We start from the raw sequence: 18,248 nt of genomic DNA, 5'->3' as shown, positions 1-18,248 counted from the left end.
AGTGATGGTAGAGGCACTCGACACGGACAGCCTGTGAGTCTGGTCGCCCCTGGGGGTGGTAGGGGTCGGAGCGGGGTACGACACAATTGGCGCGTGCCCCCCTCCAGCGAAGAGACACGACTGGTCGCCGGTCGCTACCGGCTGCGCTCGGTGCTGGGCTCGGGGTCCATGGGCACCGTCTGGTCGGCCTACGACGAGTTCCTGCACCGCCAGGTGGCCGTCAAGGAGATGAAGGTGCCGCCGGGCATCCCGTCGTCGCAGGCGGACGAGCTGCGGGAACGCACGTTGCGCGAGGCCCGCGCGATCGCCGTGCTGTCCCACCCGAACGTGATCATCCTGCACGACGTCGCCCGCGAGAACGACCAGCCGTTCGTGGTGATGGAGCTGCTGCCCTCGCGCAGCCTGGCGCACATCCTGCGCGACCACGGGCCGCTGACGTTCGAGCAGGCCGCCGCGATGGGCATCGCGGTCGCCTCCGCGTTGGAGGCCGCGCACGCCGCCGGCATCACCCACCGCGACGTCAAGCCGGGCAACGTCCTCGTGGCCAGCGACGGCCGGATCAAGCTGACCGACTTCGGCATCGCCCGCAACGTCTCCGAAGCGACCATGACGCGCACGGGGATCATGCTCGGCTCCCCCGCCTACATCGCGCCGGAGGTCGCCTCCGGCGGCGCCGTCACGCCCGCCGCGGACCTGTGGGGCCTGGGCGCGACGCTGTTCGCCGCGGTCGAGGGCGCGCCGCCGTACGACGCCGACGGCGATCCGCTGGAGACCGTCGGCAAGGTCGTCAACGGGAAGGTGCCCAAGCCGAAGGCCGGGCCGCTGGCCGACGTCATCTCGGCGCTGATGAAGAAGGAGCCGAACAAGCGGATCACGCTGCGCGACGTCCGGCACCGGCTGTACCCGCTGCAGACGAAGACCGCGCTCGACCTGTTCGGGCCCGAGCTGTTCCGCACGCCGGACGGCAAGAAGACGTCCGCCCAGCCGGACGCCACCGACACGCAGGTGATCAAGACCGTCCTGCCGGAGAAGGTGGAGAAGCAGGCCGAGAAGAGCGCCGAGCTGGCGTCGGACCCGGGCCCGCTGCCGTTCCTCAAGCCGCCGCCCGCCGCCCCGGCCCCGGCACCGCCGGCCGCCACCGTGTTCGTCCCGCCGCCGCCCCTGCCGCGGTCGGGACGGCGGACCGGCAAGGCCACCGCCGTGCTCATCGGCGTGGCGATCCTGCTCTTCCTGGTCGCCGCCGGCGGCGGGTTCGCGCTGGCCAGGACGGTCGGCGGCGAGTCGCTGCTGCCGCCGGCCGCCGAGCCGCGGCCGGCGTCCAACGGGCCCACCGAGGTGCCGCCGCCCGAGCTGGTGCGCCAGTCCGGCGACGCGAACGTGGCGACCGGGGTGAAGGGCGGCGAGTTCGGCCTCGGCGTGCCGAAGGGCTGGGAGAAGTTCGTCGCCCCGCACGACACCCGGTTCGGGCTGAGCACGGTCGTCCAGTACGTCTCGGACGACGGCCGCCGCGTGATCCGGCTCGAACGGCTGACGAACTACTTCGGCGACTACCCCAGCGACCAGCCCTACATCGACCAGCTGAAGCAGCTCTACCCGTCCGACGGCTTCCAGCTCTTCCCGCCGCAGCCCCTGGCCAATGGGACCACGCTGACCTTCCGCACGACCGACAGCGGCGACTCGACCAGCGTCACCCGCGTGACGTTCATGAACCTGCTCAAGGCGGGCTCGAGCCTCTGGATCTTCTCGGTCACCGCCCCGACCGAGCAGGAGGACGCGACCCGCAAGGACGTCTTCGAGCCCGTCGCCCAGTCGCTGACCATCTCCGACTGATGACCCGGTACGTCTTCGTCGGCGCGGGCGCGATCGGCAGCGCGCTCGGCGGCCTCCTCGCTCAGCGCGGTAGCTCGGTCCTGCTGGTCGCCCGCGGCGCGCACGCCGCGGCGATGGCGACCGGCGGCCTGACGCTCCGGTGCCCGGACGGCACGTCGACGCTCCGCGTGCCGGTGGCGACCGGGCCCGATGGCGTGCGGCTGACGGTCGACGACGTCCTGGTGCTGACGACCAAGACGCACCAGGCCGAAGCCGCCGTCGAGCAGTGGGCGGACGTGCCGGTGCACGACCGCGCCGGGGCCGTCGCCGGCAGCGCCGCCGAGCTGCTGCCGATCTTCACCGCGCTGAACGGCGTCGCCGGCGAAGAGATCGCGTTGCGCGCCTTCGACCGGGTCTTCGGCGTGTGCGTGTGGTTCCCGACGGTGCTGACCGAACCCGGCGAGGTCATCGTCCGCACCTGCTCGCCCCGCGGCGTCTTCCACATCGGCCGGTACGGCGCCGGCGACGACGACCTCGGTGCGCTCCCCGCGGACTGGACCGCGGCCGGCTTCGGCGTCATCCCGGCGGCCGACGTCATGCGGTGGAAGTACCGGAAGCTGCTGTCCAACCTGAGCAACGCGCTGCAGGCACTGCTCGGCGACACCACGGGCGCGGACGACCTGCGGCGAGCGGCCGAGGACGAAGGCAAAGCCGTCCTCGCGAGCGCCGGGATCGCCTACGCCGGCGACGACGAGGTCGAAGCCGACTGGGGTGGCCTGTCGTTCGAGCCGGTGCCCGGTGAGCCCGCGCAGCTGGGCGGGTCGAGCTGGCAGTCGCTCGTCCGCGGCACCGGCACGATCGAAACCGGTTACCTCAACGGCGAGATCGCCCTGCTCGGCCGCCGCACCGGGCAGCCGGCGCCGGTCAACGCCAAGCTCACGGCGCTGGCCCGCCACGCGGCTCGCGCGGGACTCCGGCCGGGCTCGCTGAGCGTCGACGAGCTTCGGCGGCTCCTGGGCCTCGGTTAGTCGGGGAGGTCGCCGAGGACCTCGCGGGACACCAGTTCCTGGCCGAGGTGGCGCAGGCCCGCGAAGATCCGGTCGCCCAGCACCGTCACCACCAGCCCGGCCTCGATGATCTTGTCGTACGACGTCAGGCCCGTCACCGTGTCGACGTCCAGCTCCGCGACGCGGATCGCCAGGTGCGCGTACTCCTCGAGGTGCTCCGCCAGCTTGTCGTGGCCCAGCTCCTTCGCCGTGGCCAGCGCCGCGACGAGGTTCTCGACCGCGACGTGCTTGCGCTTCAGCTCGCCCCAGCCGTTGCGGCGGACGATCTCGTCGAGCAGCTCCCACGCCCAGTCTGCGGCCTCGGCGGACACCTGGGGCGCCGGGCCGGCCAGCTCCTCCTGGACGACGCCCATCGTGCGGTGCGGGGTCTTGTCGCCGTCGATCGCTTCGAGCACCGTGCCGACCGAGGCCAGCGACAGCCCGCCGACCTCGGTGAGGGCCTTGATCAGCCGCAACCGCTGGACGTGCGTCGCCGAGTACCGCGCCTGGTTGGGGCTGGTGCGCTCGCCCGGCGGCAGCAGGCCTTCACGCAGGTAGTACTTGACGGTCGCGACCGGCACCCCCGACTCGGCGCTCAGTTCGGCCATCCGCATGCGTTTCCGCTCCGATCCCGCGTTCGGTTCAGGGTCCGTCTCCGGGGCAACCCTGAAGACTTCTCAGCATGGATACCTTAACTTCCCATAACGGAGAGCTTGACTATCCATTCTGAGAGGAACCATGACCATCCTTGCCGATCTCCGGACGAGAACCCGCGGGTGGCACCCGCCATCGCGGTACGCCGGCGCCGCCTTCGGCGTGGTGGCCGTGCTCTGCGTCGCCGCGATGCTCGTCGACCACCGGACGCTCGAAGGCGCGCCGATCTGGGTCAAGCCGCTCAAGTTCGCGATCTCCGGCAGCCTCTACTTCTTCACGTGGAGCTGGCTGGTCTCGCTGCTGCCGCGGTTCCGCCGCACAGCGGGCTGGCTGACGAACGCGCTCGTGGTGATCTTCACCGGCGAGTACGTCCTGCTGGCGCTCCAGGCCGCCCGCGGCCGGGCGAGCCACTTCAACAACTCGACCCCGCTGGACACCACGATCTACGACGTCATGGGCAAGATGATCATCGGGCTCTGGCTGGCGACGTTCGCGCTGACCGTCCTGGTCATGTTCACGAAGGTCGCCGACCGCGCGAGCTTCTGGGCCGTGCGCGCCGGCGCCGTCCTGTCGCTCGTCGGGATCTCGCTCGGCATGCTGATGACGAGCCCGACCGCGCAGCAGCTGGCGCAGTGGAAGGCCGGTGGCGCGCAGGACATGGTGGGCGCGCACACCGTCGGCCTGGCCGACGGCGGCCCTGGCCTGCCGATCCTCGGCTGGAGCACGGTCGGCGGCGACCTGCGGATCCCGCACTTCGTCGGGATGCACGCGCTGCAGGCGCTGCCGCTGCTCGCGATCGCGCTGCTCGCGTTGACCTCGCGGTTCCCGCGGCTGCGCGACGACGTCGTCCGCGCGCGGCTGGTCCTGATCGGCGCCGCCGGCTACACGGGCCTGATCGGGCTGGTCACCTGGCAGGCGCTGCGGGCGCAGTCGATCGTGCACCCGGACGCCGTGACGCTGGGCGCGGCCGCCGCCCTGGTCGCCGCCGTCGGGCTGAGCGCGTGGGCCGTCGTGCGGACCCCTGACCGGGTGACCGTGTGATGGCCTGGTTCACCTGGGCGTTCCCACTCGCGACGCCGTTCTGGGCGCTCATGATCCTGCTGCCGACGTGGCGCTGGACGGCCCGGATCATGCGGTCGCCGTGGGTGCCGCTGCTGCCGCTGATCTGCTACTTCGGGCTCGCGCTGCCGCACTTCGCGGAGTGGGGCCGGGCGATGCTGCGGCCCGACCTCGGCGTGCTGCAGACGCTGCTGGCCACGCCGTGGGGCGCCGGGCTCGTCTGGGCGCACCTCATCGCGTTCGACCTGTTCATCGCGCGGTGGATGTACTTCGAGGCGCGCTCGCTGGACGTCTCGCCGTGGATCGTGAGCCCGATCCTGCTGCTCACGATCTTCCTGTCACCGTTCGGCCTGGTGGCTTTCCTGGTCGTGCGGAGCGTCCGGATACGCTCGCGGGCATGAGCGCACAGGAAGCCGCGGCCGTCATCGCCGACCGCACTGGGGTGGACAAGCACGACATCGCCGTCGTGCTCGGTTCGGGCTGGCGCCCGGCCGCGGACGTCATCGGGGAGGCCGACGCGGAGATCCCGCTGGGCGAGCTGCCCGGGTTCGAGCCGCCGAAGGTGCCCGGGCAGGGCGGGACGGTGCGCTCGGTGCGCGTCGGCGACCGCCGGGCGCTGGTCCTGCTGGGCCGCACGCACTTCTACGAGGGCAAGGGCATCGACCCGGTGGTGCACAACGTGCGCACCGCCGCGGCCGCCGGCGCCCGGACGGTGCTGCTGACCAACGCGGCGGGCGGGCTGCGCCAGGGGTTCCAGGTCGGCCAGCCGGTGCTGATCGCCGACCACCTCAACCTGACGGCCCGCTCCCCGATCGTCGGCGCGAACTTCGTCGACCTGACGGACCTCTACTCGGCGCGGCTGCGTTCCCTGGCGAAGGAGATCGACCCGTCGCTGGAGGAAGGCGTCTACGCGGGCCTCACCGGGCCGCACTTCGAGACGCCGGCGGAGATCCGCATGCTGCGCACGCTGGGCGCGGACCTCGTCGGCATGTCGACGGTCCTGGAGGCCATCGCGGCCCGCGCCGCCGGCGTCGAGGTCTTCGGCCTCTCGCTGGTGACGAACCTGGCCGCGGGCATGACGGGCGAGCCGCTCAACCACGAAGAGGTGCTGGAAGCCGGCCGCGCGGCCGCGACCCGCATGGGCTCGCTGCTACGCGACCTGGTCGCCCGCGCCTGACCCGACCCGTCACTTTCGTAGGGAAAGATACGTCCGAGGGCCCTCAAAGCGGCACTTTCACGTGAAAGTGCCGCTTTGGGGGCTCAGGCGAACGACGGGAGCTGCGCGGCCACCTCGGCCGGGGACGGCATCGCCGCGACCTCCGCGGCCAGCACGCGGGCCGCGTCGCGGACGGCCGAGTCCGTCAGCAGGTGGCGGGCCTGCTCCGCGACGGCGTCCGGGGTGACCTCGGCGGCGAGCAGGCGGGTGCCGACGCCCGCCGCGAGCACCGCGTCGGCGTTGCTGAACTGGTCGGCGCCCTGCGGGAGCAGCAGCTGCCCGACACCCGCGCCGAACGCGCCGAGCGTCGTGCCGCTGCCACCGTGGTGCACCACCAGGTCGACGTGCGGCAGCAGCGCCGACTGCGGCACCCACGCCGCGAGCCGCACGTTCGACGGCACTTCGCCCAGCGCCGCCGGGTCGACGGTCGGGCCGGTGGCGACCAGCACGTCGACGTCCAGCCCGGACAGCCCGGCGATCGCCGCGCCGAGGACACCGGCGTGGCCCATCGCGGTGCCGAGCGTCAGGTAGACGAGCGGACGCTGCTTGTCCAGCACGCCCGCGGGCAGCTCACCGGGCTCGCTCCAGCCGACCGGCCGCAGCGGGACGCGCCGCGCCCGCGCCCGGAAACCCGGTTCCTGCACCGATTCCGGGCAGATGTCGATGTACGGTCCGCCGAACGAAAGGTCGTCGCCGACGGTGATGCCCAGGCTGTCGGCGTGCGCCCGGATCGCGTCACGGATGTGCGTGACCATCGGGTCGTCGCTCGACACCCGGCCGAAACCGTGCGCCACCACGGGAATCCCGGCCTGCATCGCGGCGAACGCGCCACCGGAGTTGCCGGCCTCGCTGACGACCAGGTCGGGCCGCGCGTGCTCGAACAGCGGCAGCAGGTCGGCGACGAACCGCTTCGGCATGAGGTCGCCGAAGACCTTCGCGACGATCGGGCCGAGGACCTCCGGCGGGATCTCACCCGGCTGCCGCCGCGGGCCGGGCGGGCCGGAGGTGGCGAACGCCTGGCCGAAGGCGTCCTTGAGGGCGAGCCCGGCGGCGGCCGTCTCGAGCCCGGCTTTCCGCAGCTGGGGCAGGAAGTCTTCCGAAGTGGCGAACACGACGTCGTGGCCCGCGTCCCGCGCGGCCAGCGCCAGCGGGACGAGCGGGAACGTGTGACCGAAGGACCCCAGTGAGGTGAAGAGCAAGCGCACCCGCCCGACCCTAGCCCGTAGGCTGACGCGGTGACTTTGACCTCCACGCTGCGGGACGCCGCGTTCCGCTGGATCGCCGACGACCCGGACGCCGCCTCCCGCGCCGAACTGCAGGGGGTCGTCGCCCGGGCACTGGGCGGCGACGCCGCGGCCGCCGACGAGGTGGCCGACCGGCTGGCCGGGCCGCTGGAGTTCGGCACGGCCGGGCTGCGCGGGCCGGTGCGCGCCGGGCCCAACGGGATGAACGTGGCCGTCGTCACGCGCACCACCGCGGGAGTCGCGGCCTGGCTGACCGCGCAGGGGCACGCGGGCGCGCTGGTCGTCGTCGGCCGGGACGCCCGCCACGGCTCGGAGGACTTCGCCACGGCCGCCGCGGAGGTGCTGACCGCCGCCGGGTTCACCGTCCAGGCGCTGCCCCGCCCGCTGCCGACGCCGTTGCTCGCCTACGCCGTGAAGCACCTCGGCGCGGTGGCCGGGATCCAGATCACGGCGTCGCACAACCCCCCGGCGGACAACGGGTACAAGCTCTACGACGCCACCGGCGGGCAGATCGTGCCGCCGTCCGACGGCGAGATCGAGCGGGCCATCCAGGCCGCGCCGGGCGCGGTCGACGTGCCGCGCGAGCCGGGCGCCGGGGTCGTCGACCTGCTCGGCGGCTACCTCGACGAGATCGCCGCGCTCCCGCTCGGCGCCGAGCGCATCGTGCGCGTGGCCGCGACGGCGTTGCACGGCGTCGGCGCCGAGACGCTGCGCGCGGCCTTCGAACGGGCCGGGTTCACCGACCTGCACCTGGTCGAGGCGCAGTCCACGCCCGACCCGGACTTCCCGACCGTGTCGTTCCCGAACCCGGAGGAGCCGGGCGCGACCGACCTGCTGCTGGCGCTGGCGGCCGAGGTGGACGCCGACCTGGCCATCGCGCTCGACCCGGACGCCGACCGCTGCGCGCTGGGCGTGCGCGAGCGGGACGGCTCGTGGCGGATGCTGCGCGGCGACGAGACGGGCGTGCTGCTCGGCTCGACCATCCTGTCCACTGTGGACCGCACGATGATGCCGGATCCCTTGGTGGCCACGACGATCGTCTCGTCGTCGCTGCTGGGCGAGATCGCGAAGGCCGAGGGCGCCCGCTACGCGGAGACGCTCACCGGGTTCAAGTGGCTGGTCCGCGCGGGCGACGACCTCGTCTTCGCCTACGAAGAGGCGCTCGGCCTCTGCGTGAACCCGGGGTTCGTGCGGGACAAGGACGGCATCGCCGCCGCGACGCTGGCGGCCGGGCTGACCGCGTGGCTGCGCGCCGAGGGCCGCACGCCCCTGGACGTGCTGGACGAGCTGGCGCAGCGGCACGGCGTCTACGTCACCGACCAGGTCTCGCTGCGGGTCACGGACCTGTCGGTGCGCGGCCGCCTGATGGGCAAGCTGCGCGAGGCGCCCCCGGCCGAGGTCGGCGGCGTCGCGGTGACGCTGGAGGACCTGCTCCCCGACGCGGACGTCCTGCGCCTCACCGGTGACGGCGTGCGGATCGTGGTGCGCCCGTCCGGCACCGAACCGAAGCTGAAGGCGTACCTGCAGGTCGTCGAGCCGGTGCGCGACTCACTGGCGGACGCGCGCGCGGCGGCGGGCACCCGGCTGACGGCGTTGCGGACCGACGTGGCGGCGCTGCTGTCCTGATGCCGAAGCTGCTGGTCGTGCACCACACGCCGTCGCCGTCGACCCAGGCGATGTTCGAGGCCGTGCTGGCGGGCGCGGCCCACCCGGACGTCGAGGGGGTCGAGGTGGTCCGCCGCGCGGCGCTGGCGGCCACGGTCTCCGACGTCCTCGACGCGGACGGCTACCTGCTGGGGACGCCGGCGAACCTGGGCAGCATGAGCGGCGCGCTGAAGCACTTCTTCGACACGGTCTACTACCCGTGCCTCGACGAGACGCGGGGCCGGCCGTTCGGGTACTGGATCCACGGCAACAGCGACACGTCGGGGACGGAGCGCCAGCTGCTAGCCATCACGACCGGGCTGGCCTGGGCGAAGGCGGCGGACCCGGTGATCGCGACGGGCGAGCCGGACAAGACGGTGCTGGCGGCGTGCACCGAGCTGGGCGGCACGCTGGCCGCGACGCTCATGCCTTGAGACGTCGGCGCCCTGAGTGTCGCTGCTGATTGTCCCGGAGAAAGTAAGAGGCCTGTCACCGGAAGCCCTGGGGGTCGACCTCCGGCAACAGGCCGTGCCAAGGGTTCGCTGTGAGGCGATCGACCTTGGTCTATGAAGCGTACTACAGACGGCCGATCATGACGAGTCGGAGGCGCGCTTGCCTCTCGCCTTGTGGTTCTGTACACCCCCAGGGTACGGAAGAGCAAGGCGAGAGGCGAAGCAACTGTAAACCACTGCATACGATAGCTGTCAACATGTGCGTACAGTGGTTTCCCGGCTAGAATTTTCACGGTGGAAACTTAGGGGGCGGGGATGGCACAGGAACGCACCTTCGCGGAACGCCTTGCTGCCCTGATCGAGGCGGCCCGCCTCGACGGCCGGGCGCCGCACAGCTACCGCGAGATCTCGGCGGCCGTCGAGCGCGCCGGCGGGCCGGCGATGTCGCCCGCCTACCTCCAGCAGCTCGCGACCGGCAAGCGCGTGAACCCGAAGATCCACTACGTCGAGGCACTGGCCAGACTGTTCGGCGTGCCCGTCACCTACTTCTTCGACGCCGAAGCCACCGGCCCGGCCCCGACCGGCGAGGCCCAGCTGATGGCGATGCGCGCGCAGGAGCTGTCGCCGCAGGGCCGCCGGCAGGTGATGGACCTGCTGGACCTGGTCGAACGCTACGAGCGGGCCGAACGCGACGGCCGAAATCCGGAGGACGCGCCGCGATGAAGGAACGCGAGCTGCGCCGCCGGTGCCGGAAGCTGCTGAAGGACCTCGACATCGGGCCGCCGCTGGACGTCGAGCAGCTGTGCGCGCGGCTGGGCGAGCAGCGGGGCAAGCCGATCCGGCTGATGCCCTACCCGCTGGAGGTCCCGGGGCCGTTCGGCTGCTGGATCGCGACGTCGGCGGCCGACTACATCTTCTACCAGGCCGAAACGACGAAGCCCCACCAAGATCACATCATCCTGCACGAGCTCGGCCACATGCTCGCCGACCACCACCCGCAGGGCGACGCCGAGCCGGCGGACTTCCTGCGCGGCCCCGCTCCGGATCTTGACCCGGATGCAGTACACCGCGCCCTGCGCCGGACGTCCTACGATGACGCCCACGAGTGGGAAGCCGAGACCGTCGCGACCATCATCCTCGAGTGGGCGTCGGTCCTGAACTACACGATCCCGCGGCGCGCTGCGGACCGGGATCTTCGCCGGATCCAGGGGGCGCTCGGCGATCACCAAGGGTGGTTGTGAGCACACTTTTCAGCCCCGTGAACGTTCTCGCGATGGTGCTGTTCGCCGCGGCTTTGGCGTGGCGGATCTACCAGCTGGTCCGAGCGCCGACCCTGCCCAACTGGTCCGTCACCGCGTGCATCGCCGGGTTCGCCGCCGCGTTCCTCCTCCAGCAACAGGTGATCTCGGACGCCTTCGACGCCGTCTTCGGCCTCGGCGGCGCGCGGGTGGCGAACAACGCGCTGCTCGCCTGCGCCGTCTGCGCGCTGGTCCTGTTCTTCCTCGGCTCGGCGCTGGGGCCGATCCGCCGCTACGGGCGCGTGGTCGTCGAACTGGTGCCGCTGGCCGCGGCGATCGCGCTGATGATCGTCGCGATGGACCTGACGCCGCCGGAGCTGCGCGGCGCCGCGCTCGGGCCGGCGACGATCCACGACAGCGGCGTCGCGCTGTTCTACCTGGGTGCCGGGCTGTACCTGATCTACGGCCTGATCGCCTGCACGGCGTGGATCGTGCGCTACCTGCGCGTCGCCGACCGGAACCTGCGGATCGGGCTGCGGATGAGCGCGGTCGGCCTCGCGAGCGCGGCCGTCGGCAGCATCTTCCGCGCGCTGTACATCGTGGTGGCGTGGGCGTTCGGGCCCGTCGTCCGGATCCTGCTGCTGCTCGGGGTGCCGTTCGTGATCATCGGCGGCGCGTTGTTCCTGGCCGGCGTCACCTACCCCGGCGTCCGGGCGCGGCTGTCCGCGATGCGGCGGCGACGGCGGCACCGGCACGAGCACCAGGCCCTCGATCCACTGTGGACGGTCCTGGTCGGCGCGTTCCCCAGCATCGTGCTGCGGACGCCGCCGCGCGAACGGTTCTCGCCGCGCACCGTGCACCGCGTCTACTACCGCCGGGTGATCGAGATCCGCGACGGCCTGGTGCAGCTGTCCCCGTACCTGGACGCGGACTTCGGCGAGGTCGTCGCCACCGACCCGGGCGCCGCGGCGGCCGCGTTGAAGACGGCGTTGCGGCGGCACGCGGCGGGTGAGGAGAGCGACGGCCGCGCCAAGCAGGTGCTGCCCGCGGGAGCCGACGACATCGAATCGGACGTCCGGCCGCTGCTCGCCCTTTCGGCCGCGATGGGCGCGTGACGTGGACACCCTGATCACGGCCGGCCGGGTGCTGCCACGGCCGTCGACGCCGGTTCCGGACGGCGCGATCCTGGTGCGCGACGGCGTCCTGGTGGCGGTGGGTCCGCGAGCGGAGGTGCTGGCGCAGGCCGCGCCCGGCGCTGTCCGGCACGACTTCCCGACCGGCACGGCACTGGCGGGGTTGTTCAACGCCCACGTGCACCTCGCTTTCGACGCCTCACGCGAGATGCTGGCCCACTTCCTGGCGGGCTCCTCTTTGGAGGACGCCCGCGCACGGCTGGCGTCGATGCTGCGCAGCGGCGTGACGACGGTCCGGGACCTGGGCGACCGCGGCCACCTCGGCGCGGCGGTGCGGACGTCCCTGGAGGGCGTGGCGACCCCGCGGCTGCTGGTGTCCGGCCCGCCGATCACGGTGCCGGACGGCCACTGCCACTTCTTCGGCGGCGCCACGACGTCCGACGCGTCGATCCGGTCCCTGATCGACGAGAACGCCGCGGCGGGCGCGGACGTCATCAAGGTGATGGCCACCGGCGGCCAGATCACCGCGGGCGGCGCGGACATGTGGGAGCCGCAGTTCGACGCCCGGCAGCTGGCACTGATCGTCGCGCACGCGGCTTCACACGGCTTGCCGGTAGCGGCGCACGCCCACGGCGCCGACACGATCGAGGCGGCGGTCGAGGCCGGGGTGTCGACGATCGAGCACTGCAGTTTCATGACGGGCCCCCGCACGTTCGACCGCCGGGACTCCGTGGCGGCGTCGATGGCCGCCCGGGGGATTTCGGCGTGCTCGACGAGCAGCCGCAACTGGCGGACGATCGTCGAGAAGCTGGGTCCCGAGGTGGCACAGGCGATGTACGGCCGGTTGCCGTGGCTGGAGGAGCACGGGGTCAGGTTGCTGGCGGGTACGGACGCGGGCTTGCCGGGCTCGGTGTTCGACGACCCGGTCGGCGCGCTGGAGCTGTACGAGTGGCTCGGCTTCGGCCGCCGCCGGATCCTGGAGATCGCGACGGAAGACAGCGCGGCGGGGCTGGGTCTGTCGTCCGTGACCGGACGGCTTGAGGCCGGATTGGCGGCGGACGTGCTGGTGGTCGAGGGCGACCCGCTGGCTTCGCTCGCGGCGCTGCGGAACCCGTTGCTGGTGCTGGCCCGGGGCCGCGCGGCCGCGTAGGCAGGTCGTTCGGTCGGTCGGTCGCGAACGGGCCACTCGTGCCCGTTTCGGCACGAACGGGCCACTCGCACCGGTTCGCCAAGCGCACGAACGGTCCACTCGCGCCCTCCCCGGCACGAACGGACCGCCCGCACCGCTGCAACACGAGTGGTCCACTCGCGCCCTTACGGCACGAAGGGGTCTACTCGCGCCCATTTCGGTGCGAACGGGCCACTCGCGCCGCCCCCACCACGAACGGGCCACTCGGCCCAGCCTCGACACCAGCGGGCCACTCGCGCTGTCGCACGGGGGCACGAACGGACCACTCGCGCCCGTTCCGGCGCGAACGGGCCACTCGCGCAGCCCCCAACGTCACCCGCTCGGCTGGAACCGCGCCCGGCCCACGCGTCGCCACCGCCACCCACCACTCCCCGCGGCAAGGTCACCCCCAGCCGCTTCCCCGATCGGGGAACCCCAAGTTCCGTGACACCGTTTTAAAACAGTGTTACCTTAGCCTTCACCACCCCACCACGAATGGAGTCCCGATGCACGGCCCCATCCAGCTCTTCACCGTGATCGCCCTGGTCTCGCTGCCCACCGTGATGTACGGCGGCTACGCGCTGATGGGCGTCATGCGCGACCGGAAGCTCACCGAGCACCAGCGGGCGATGTTCCGCGCCGGGCACGCGCACGCCGGCGTTCTGCTGATCCTCGCCCTGGTCGCGTTGCAGATCCTGAGTCGCACGACCTTCTCCGACACCACCCTGTGGATCGGGAGTTTCCTGCTGCTGTTCGGGATCCTGGCGCAGTCCGGCGGGTTCTTCCTGCACCTCCTCCCGAACCGGGGCAAGCTCGGCGGGCGGGTGACGTCCGTCGGTGCTCTGCTGCTCGGTGCGGCGACGCTGCTCACCGCGTACGGGGTCGCATTCCCCTGACAAAACCGGTCGTTAAGCTGGTCACGTGCCTGAATACCTGCCGACCGCGCCCTACAAGGGGACCCGGGACTTCCTGCCCGCCGAGATGTCCGTGCGCACGCAGGTGTTCGGACATCTCTACGACGTCCTCGAGCGCCGCGGCTTCCTCCGCTACGACGGCCCGATCCTCGAATCCGCCGAGATCTACGAACGCAAGTCCGGCCAGGAGCTCGCCGACAAGCAGCTGTACACGCTCACCGACAAGGGCGGCCGACGTCTCGCGCTGCGGCCGGAGATGACGCCGTCGGTGGCGCGGATGATCGCCGGGAGCGCGAAGTCGCTGTCGTTCCCCGTGCGCTGGTACAGCCACCCGAACTGCCACCGGTACGAGGCACCGCAGCGGGGCCGGGTGCGGGAGCACTGGCAGATCAACGCGGACATCTTCGGCTCGGACAGCGCCAACTGCGAGATCGAGATCTTCGAGCTGGTGCACGACATGATGGCCGCGCTGGGCGCGACGCCGGACATGTTCGTGCTGCGCGTCAACGACCGGAACCTGCTGACGTCGGCGCTGACCGACGTCGCCGGCGTCTCCGAGGACCACCTCTCCCAGGTGTTCGCGCTGGTCGACCGCTGGGAGAAGTACCCCCGCGAGAAGCTGGCGGAGGGCGCCGGCGAGATCGGCCTGTCGGACAAGCAGTTCGACAAGCTGGCCGAGACGCTCGACAAGGGCGAGGCGCTCCTGGAGGAGCTGCCGGCGGCGGTGCGGGAGCAGTCGAACCTGGTGAAGGTGCTCAACAGCAGCGCCGGTTCGCTGGTCAAGTACGAGCCGATCATCGTGCGCGGGCTGGCGTACTACACGTCGACCGTGTTCGAGGTCTTCGACACCGCGCCGGAGAACCGCCGCGCCCTGTTCGGCGGCGGCCGTTACAGCGACCTCGCGTCGATGTTCACCGCGCAGCAGATCCCGGGCATCGGCTTCGGCATGGGTGACGTCACGCTGATCGACTTCCTCGAGACGCACGGCCTCACCCCGGCCCCGCGCAGCGAGGTCGACGTCATGGTCATCCCGGTCACCGAAGACCTCTCGGACGCCGCCCGCACGGTCGCGCAGTCGCTGCGCCAGGCCGGGCTGCGCACGTCGACGCCGATCGAGCACCGCAAGCTGGGCAAGGAGCTCACCCGCGCGGACAAGGCGGGTGCGGTCGCGGTGGTGATCGTCGGCCAGGAGGACTGGGCGGCCGGCAACGTGACGGTCCGCAGCCTCGCCACGCGCGAGCAGAACCCGGTCGCGATCGCGGACGCGCCGGCGGCCGTCACCGCGCTGCTCGCCTGAAATCGGTTCGACTCCCCCTCGGCGCCCGGGCATCCTGGGCGCCGAGGGGGGGGGGATGCCGGATGCTGGAAACAGAACTGACCGTCGAGGATCTCGACGCGTTCGCCGCGGGCGATGCCCGGCGCTGGGCGGAGTTCGACCTGGCGTTCCGGGGGTCGTGGTGGACCGGACACGACGCACGGCTGAGCCGCCGTCCTTCGCGGGCCGAACTGGCCGAGGCCGCGTGCCACGGGAATGGGCGCCTGCGCGAAGCCGCCGTCGAACGGCTTGCGACCCGCACGGATCCCGAAGTGCTGCCCCTGCTGCTGATCCGCTGCGTCGACTGGGTGCGGCCGATCCGGGATCTCGCGCGGCCGCTGACACTGTCCAAACTGGACGAACCGGCGTTCCGCGCGATGCTGCCGCTGATCGGCGTGCTGCGACGGCGGCAGGTCGACGACTGGATGACCACACTGTTCCGCCAGGCGCTGACCCCTCGGCTGCTCGACGACGCGCTGGCGCTGCAGGACACCGAAAGCCGCCGCTTCGCACACAGCGAGGCGATCGGGCTTCTCCCGGCCGCGCGACTGCTCGACATCGCCACAACGGACCACGACTTCCGGATCCGATCGCGCTGCGGGGAAGAACTCCTCGACCGCGGTGCGGCCGTCGAGGAGCTGCTCGCCGCCGGGACGCCGAAGATCCGGATGCGCGCCCTGACCCTTCTCGGCGACGACACCGCGGTGGCTCACCTCGCCGATCGGGCGTCGGCCGTGCGCTCGATGGCGCAAGCGCTGGTGCTGAAGGCGGGCGGCGACCCGGCCGCGCACTACCGCGAGCTACCGATCGCGTCCGGGGTGCTCGCGGGACTCGGCGAGACCGGCACCGCGGCCGACGCCGAATCGCTGGAGCGGTACCTCGTCAACGAGCGGCCGCGGTTCCGGGCGCTGGCCGTCCGCGGCCTGCGCCGGGTGGCGCCGGAGTCGACGGCGGTGTCGCCGCTGCTGACCGACCCGTCCCCCGCGGTGACCCGGCAGGTCGTGGAGTTCCTGCGCGGCAAGCCCGCGCTGGTCGACGTGCCCGCGCTCCGGGCCCTGCTGAGCCCGGAGCACCCGGTCCACACGCGACGGGCGGCCGCGGCCCTGCTGCGCGACCGGGACACCTGGCTGCGGCTGCACACCGACCTCGGCCTGCTGCAGGACCCGGACCTGGGCGCCAACGCCCACCAGGACCTGCGAGCCTGCCGGCAGCACCTGACGAACGTCTACACGAAACCGTCCGCGGAGGTGCGCGCGGACCTCGAGGCGATCTACGCCGACCTCGACCCCGCACTGGCCCGCGAGATCCGCCTCGTACTGGGCTTCAGCACGTAACTCGCGTGATCAGACCCGGATCTCACGTGATCGGGCCCGGAACTCGCGTGATTGGAGCCGTAACTCGCGAGTTCCGGCTTCGATCACGCGAGTTACGGCCTTGATCACGTGAGTTCCGGCCTTGATCACGTGAGTTACGCGAGGTCGGCGCGTAGCAGGCGGAGGGTGAACGTCGCTCCGGCTCCGGGGCGGGCGACAGCGGCGATCGTGCCGCCGTGGCCCGTCACCACCTCGCGGACCAGGGCCAGGCCCAGGCCGAAGCGGCGGCCGTCGCCCTCGGTGCCGCGGGCGAAGCGCTCGAAGATGCGGTCCGAATCCGCCGCCGGGAAGCCGACGCCCGTGTCGCGGACCCGCAGCTCCACGTACCGGTCGTCCGGCTGGCCGAGCCACACCTCGATCGAACCGCCCGGCGGGGTGTGGCCCAGTGCGTTGTCCAGCAACGCCGAGAGCACGCGCCGCAATGCCGTCGGGACGCCCTGGACGACGTACGGCCCGCGCTCGCGCGTCACCGCGATCCGGACCTGACCCGCTCCCGCGCGCACCGCCTCGGCCGCGACCGCTTCCTCGGCCAGCACGCCCAGCTCCACCGGCACCAGCTCCGGCCGGCCACCGCACGCCTGCGCGGACAGCAGCAGGTCTTCGACGACTTCGCCGAGCTCCCGCGTCCCGCGCACCAGCTGCTCCAGCCCGTCGCGGTCCCGCTCCGACGCCCGCCGGGCCAGCAGCTGCGCCCGGGTGTGCAGCCGGGTCAGCGGGGCGCGCAGCTCGTGCGAGGCGTCCGAGACGAACGTGCGCTGCCGCCGCAGCGCGTCGGCCAGCGGCCGGATCGCGCGGCACGCCAGCACCCGCCCGCACACCACCGCCGCCAGCAGCGCCAGCAGCTCGGCGATCCCGAGCCCGAACAGCAGCGACGAGCGGTCCTGGATCTGGTACCGCTCCTCGAAGTACGCCTGCGAGACGACGCCGCCGTGGTTCTCCACGCGGATCGTGTACGTCATGCCGCCGAGCGAGCGGCGTTCCGTGTGGACATCACCCGGCGACGGCGTGAGCGCGGCCAGCCCGGCGACCGGCACCCCGGCCGGCGACGGCCCGGCGGGCGCGTGCAACGCGGGTGTGAACAGCCAGACGCAGCCGGGCGGGGTCGCGGTGGGGCCGAGTTCGATCGTGCGGGCCAGCGTTCGGTCGGCGTCGGCGTGCTGGCCCGACAGCAGCATCCCGTAGGCGATCCCGCCCGCGACGGCCACCAGCAGCGACACCACCACGGCGATCTGCGTGGTGATCACCCACCGCGCCCGGCGCAGGGCGCGGGCTTCGGGGTCTCCGGGGTCGCCGCGGGGTCTCACACCGCGCCGATTTGGTAGCCGAGCCCGTGCACCGTGCGCACGACGTCCCGGCCGAGCTTGCGCCGCAGGTAGTAGACGTAGGTGTCCACAATGGACTCGCCGGTCGAGTCGGCGAACACGCGGGTGCGCAGCGCCGCCCGCGGGTGGATCGCCTTCGGCCGCTGGGCCAGCGCCCGCAGCAGCTCGAACTCGCGCCCGGACAACGTGATCCGCTCGCCGCGCGGCAGCACGACCTCGTGACGCTGCAGGTCGAGCGCGGCGGTGCCGAGCGGGATGCACTCCGCACCGTCGAGGTCACGGCGGCCCAGCGCGCGCAGCCGGGCCAGCAGCTCCTCGGTCTCGAACGGCTTGACGAGGTAGTCGTCGGCGCCGGCGTCGAGCCCGCCGACGCGGTCGGCGAGCGTGCTCAGCGCCGACAGCATCAGGACGCGCGTGGTGACCGCCCGGGCCCGGAGCCGGGCGAGCAGCTCCAGGCCGTCGAGCACCGGCAACCGGCGGTCGATGATCATCACGTCGTACCGCCCGGTGAGGCCGAGGTGCAAGCCCCGCTGACCGTCGTACGCCGCGTCCGTCTCGTAGCCTTCGTCCGCGAGCAGCTCGGCGAGCAGGCCCGCGAGTTCGCGGTCATCCTCGACGAGGAGCACTCTCGGTTTCTCCGCCGCATCGTGCACGACCCCAT

18 protein-coding genes are annotated in these 18,248 nt (G+C 72.4%); 14 read left to right on the top strand and 4 right to left on the bottom strand.

The window, feature by feature from the left end; genetic code table 11:
* Window positions 1-93: 93 nt before the first annotated feature.
* Both OG439_RS43360 and OG439_RS43355 read left to right on the top strand, forming a co-directional pair.
* Window positions 94-1,830: a serine/threonine-protein kinase gene (locus OG439_RS43360; protein WP_326946184.1), complete on the top strand. Its 1,737-nt coding sequence runs from the start codon at window positions 94-96 to the stop codon at window positions 1,828-1,830.
* Window positions 1,830-2,837, top strand: a complete 1,008-nt coding sequence (locus OG439_RS43355) for a ketopantoate reductase family protein (protein WP_326946183.1) — start codon at window positions 1,830-1,832, stop codon at window positions 2,835-2,837. Before OG439_RS43360 ends, OG439_RS43355 begins: the two co-directional genes overlap by 1 nt.
* Here the strand turns inward: OG439_RS43355 and OG439_RS43350 are convergent.
* Window positions 2,834-3,469, bottom strand: a complete 636-nt coding sequence (locus tag OG439_RS43350) for a MerR family transcriptional regulator (RefSeq protein ID WP_442792257.1) — start codon at window positions 3,467-3,469, stop codon at window positions 2,834-2,836. The genes OG439_RS43355 and OG439_RS43350 overlap by 4 nt on opposite strands.
* A 124-nt stretch (window positions 3,470-3,593) precedes the next feature.
* Between OG439_RS43350 and OG439_RS43345 the strand changes: the two genes are divergently transcribed.
* From OG439_RS43345 to OG439_RS43335, 3 genes are read left to right on the top strand one after another with little or no spacing between them, the layout of a single operon-like run.
* A complete protein-coding gene (locus tag OG439_RS43345; protein WP_326946181.1) occupies window positions 3,594-4,550 on the top strand; it encodes a hypothetical protein in 957 nt (318 codons plus the stop codon).
* The gene (locus OG439_RS43340) at window positions 4,550-4,969 is read left to right on the top strand and encodes an ABA4-like family protein (RefSeq protein ID WP_326946180.1); all 420 of its coding nucleotides are present in this window, start codon (window positions 4,550-4,552) and stop codon (window positions 4,967-4,969) included. The genes OG439_RS43345 and OG439_RS43340 overlap by 1 nt, the downstream gene beginning before the upstream one ends.
* Window positions 4,966-5,745, top strand: coding sequence for a purine-nucleoside phosphorylase (locus OG439_RS43335; RefSeq protein ID WP_326946179.1), 780 nt, complete (start codon window positions 4,966-4,968; stop codon window positions 5,743-5,745). The genes OG439_RS43340 and OG439_RS43335 overlap by 4 nt, the downstream gene beginning before the upstream one ends.
* Before the next feature lie 83 nt (window positions 5,746-5,828).
* Here OG439_RS43335 and OG439_RS43330 read toward each other — a convergent pair whose 3' ends face one another.
* Window positions 5,829-6,989 (bottom strand): glycosyltransferase, encoded by a 1,161-nt coding sequence (locus tag OG439_RS43330; protein WP_326946178.1) that lies wholly within the window; start codon window positions 6,987-6,989, stop codon window positions 5,829-5,831.
* A gap of 30 nt (window positions 6,990-7,019) precedes the next feature.
* Between OG439_RS43330 and OG439_RS43325 the strand changes: the two genes are divergently transcribed.
* The 9 genes from OG439_RS43325 to OG439_RS43285 all read left to right on the top strand — a co-directional run bounded on the left by OG439_RS43325 (window position 7,020) and on the right by OG439_RS43285 (window position 16,226).
* On the top strand, window positions 7,020-8,654 hold the full coding sequence (locus OG439_RS43325) for a phospho-sugar mutase (protein WP_326946177.1): 1,635 nt from the start codon (window positions 7,020-7,022) through the stop codon (window positions 8,652-8,654).
* Complete coding sequence (locus OG439_RS43320; RefSeq protein ID WP_326946176.1) at window positions 8,654-9,106, top strand: flavodoxin family protein; 453 nt, start codon at window positions 8,654-8,656, stop codon at window positions 9,104-9,106. Before OG439_RS43325 ends, OG439_RS43320 begins: the two co-directional genes overlap by 1 nt.
* Before the next feature lie 333 nt (window positions 9,107-9,439).
* On the top strand, window positions 9,440-9,847 hold the full coding sequence (locus tag OG439_RS43315; RefSeq protein ID WP_326946174.1) for a helix-turn-helix domain-containing protein: 408 nt from the start codon (window positions 9,440-9,442) through the stop codon (window positions 9,845-9,847).
* The gene (locus tag OG439_RS43310) at window positions 9,844-10,365 is read left to right on the top strand and encodes a hypothetical protein (RefSeq protein WP_247060810.1); all 522 of its coding nucleotides are present in this window, start codon (window positions 9,844-9,846) and stop codon (window positions 10,363-10,365) included. Before OG439_RS43315 ends, OG439_RS43310 begins: the two co-directional genes overlap by 4 nt.
* A complete protein-coding gene (locus tag OG439_RS43305; RefSeq protein WP_326946173.1) occupies window positions 10,362-11,477 on the top strand; it encodes an MAB_1171c family putative transporter in 1,116 nt (371 codons plus the stop codon). The genes OG439_RS43310 and OG439_RS43305 overlap by 4 nt, the downstream gene beginning before the upstream one ends.
* Before the next feature lies 1 nt (window position 11,478).
* Complete coding sequence (locus OG439_RS43300) at window positions 11,479-12,645, top strand: amidohydrolase family protein (protein ID WP_326946172.1); 1,167 nt, start codon at window positions 11,479-11,481, stop codon at window positions 12,643-12,645.
* A gap of 524 nt (window positions 12,646-13,169) precedes the next feature.
* Window positions 13,170-13,559: a hypothetical protein gene (locus tag OG439_RS43295; protein ID WP_326946170.1), complete on the top strand. Its 390-nt coding sequence runs from the start codon at window positions 13,170-13,172 to the stop codon at window positions 13,557-13,559.
* Window positions 13,560-13,584: 25 nt separating this feature from the next.
* Window positions 13,585-14,874 (top strand): histidine--tRNA ligase, encoded by a 1,290-nt coding sequence (hisS, locus tag OG439_RS43290; RefSeq protein WP_247060805.1) that lies wholly within the window; start codon window positions 13,585-13,587, stop codon window positions 14,872-14,874.
* Window positions 14,875-14,936: 62 nt separating this feature from the next.
* Window positions 14,937-16,226, top strand: a complete 1,290-nt coding sequence (locus OG439_RS43285; RefSeq protein WP_326946169.1) for a hypothetical protein — start codon at window positions 14,937-14,939, stop codon at window positions 16,224-16,226.
* A 134-nt stretch (window positions 16,227-16,360) separates the two neighbouring features.
* On the opposite strand, the gene OG439_RS43280 is transcribed toward OG439_RS43285, so the two are convergent.
* Window positions 16,361-17,569 (bottom strand): sensor histidine kinase, encoded by a 1,209-nt coding sequence (locus OG439_RS43280; RefSeq protein WP_326946168.1) that lies wholly within the window; start codon window positions 17,567-17,569, stop codon window positions 16,361-16,363.
* The gene (locus OG439_RS43275; RefSeq protein WP_326946167.1) at window positions 17,566-18,213 is read right to left on the bottom strand and encodes a response regulator transcription factor; all 648 of its coding nucleotides are present in this window, start codon (window positions 18,211-18,213) and stop codon (window positions 17,566-17,568) included. Before OG439_RS43275 ends, OG439_RS43280 begins: the two co-directional genes overlap by 4 nt.
* Window positions 18,214-18,248 lie beyond the last annotated feature (35 nt).

Origin of the sequence: Amycolatopsis sp. NBC_01307 (genome assembly GCF_035975215.1) — a bacterium.
Lineage (GTDB): Bacteria > Actinomycetota > Actinomycetes > Mycobacteriales > Pseudonocardiaceae > Amycolatopsis.
This window is presented reverse-complemented; position numbering and strand designations above follow the sequence as displayed.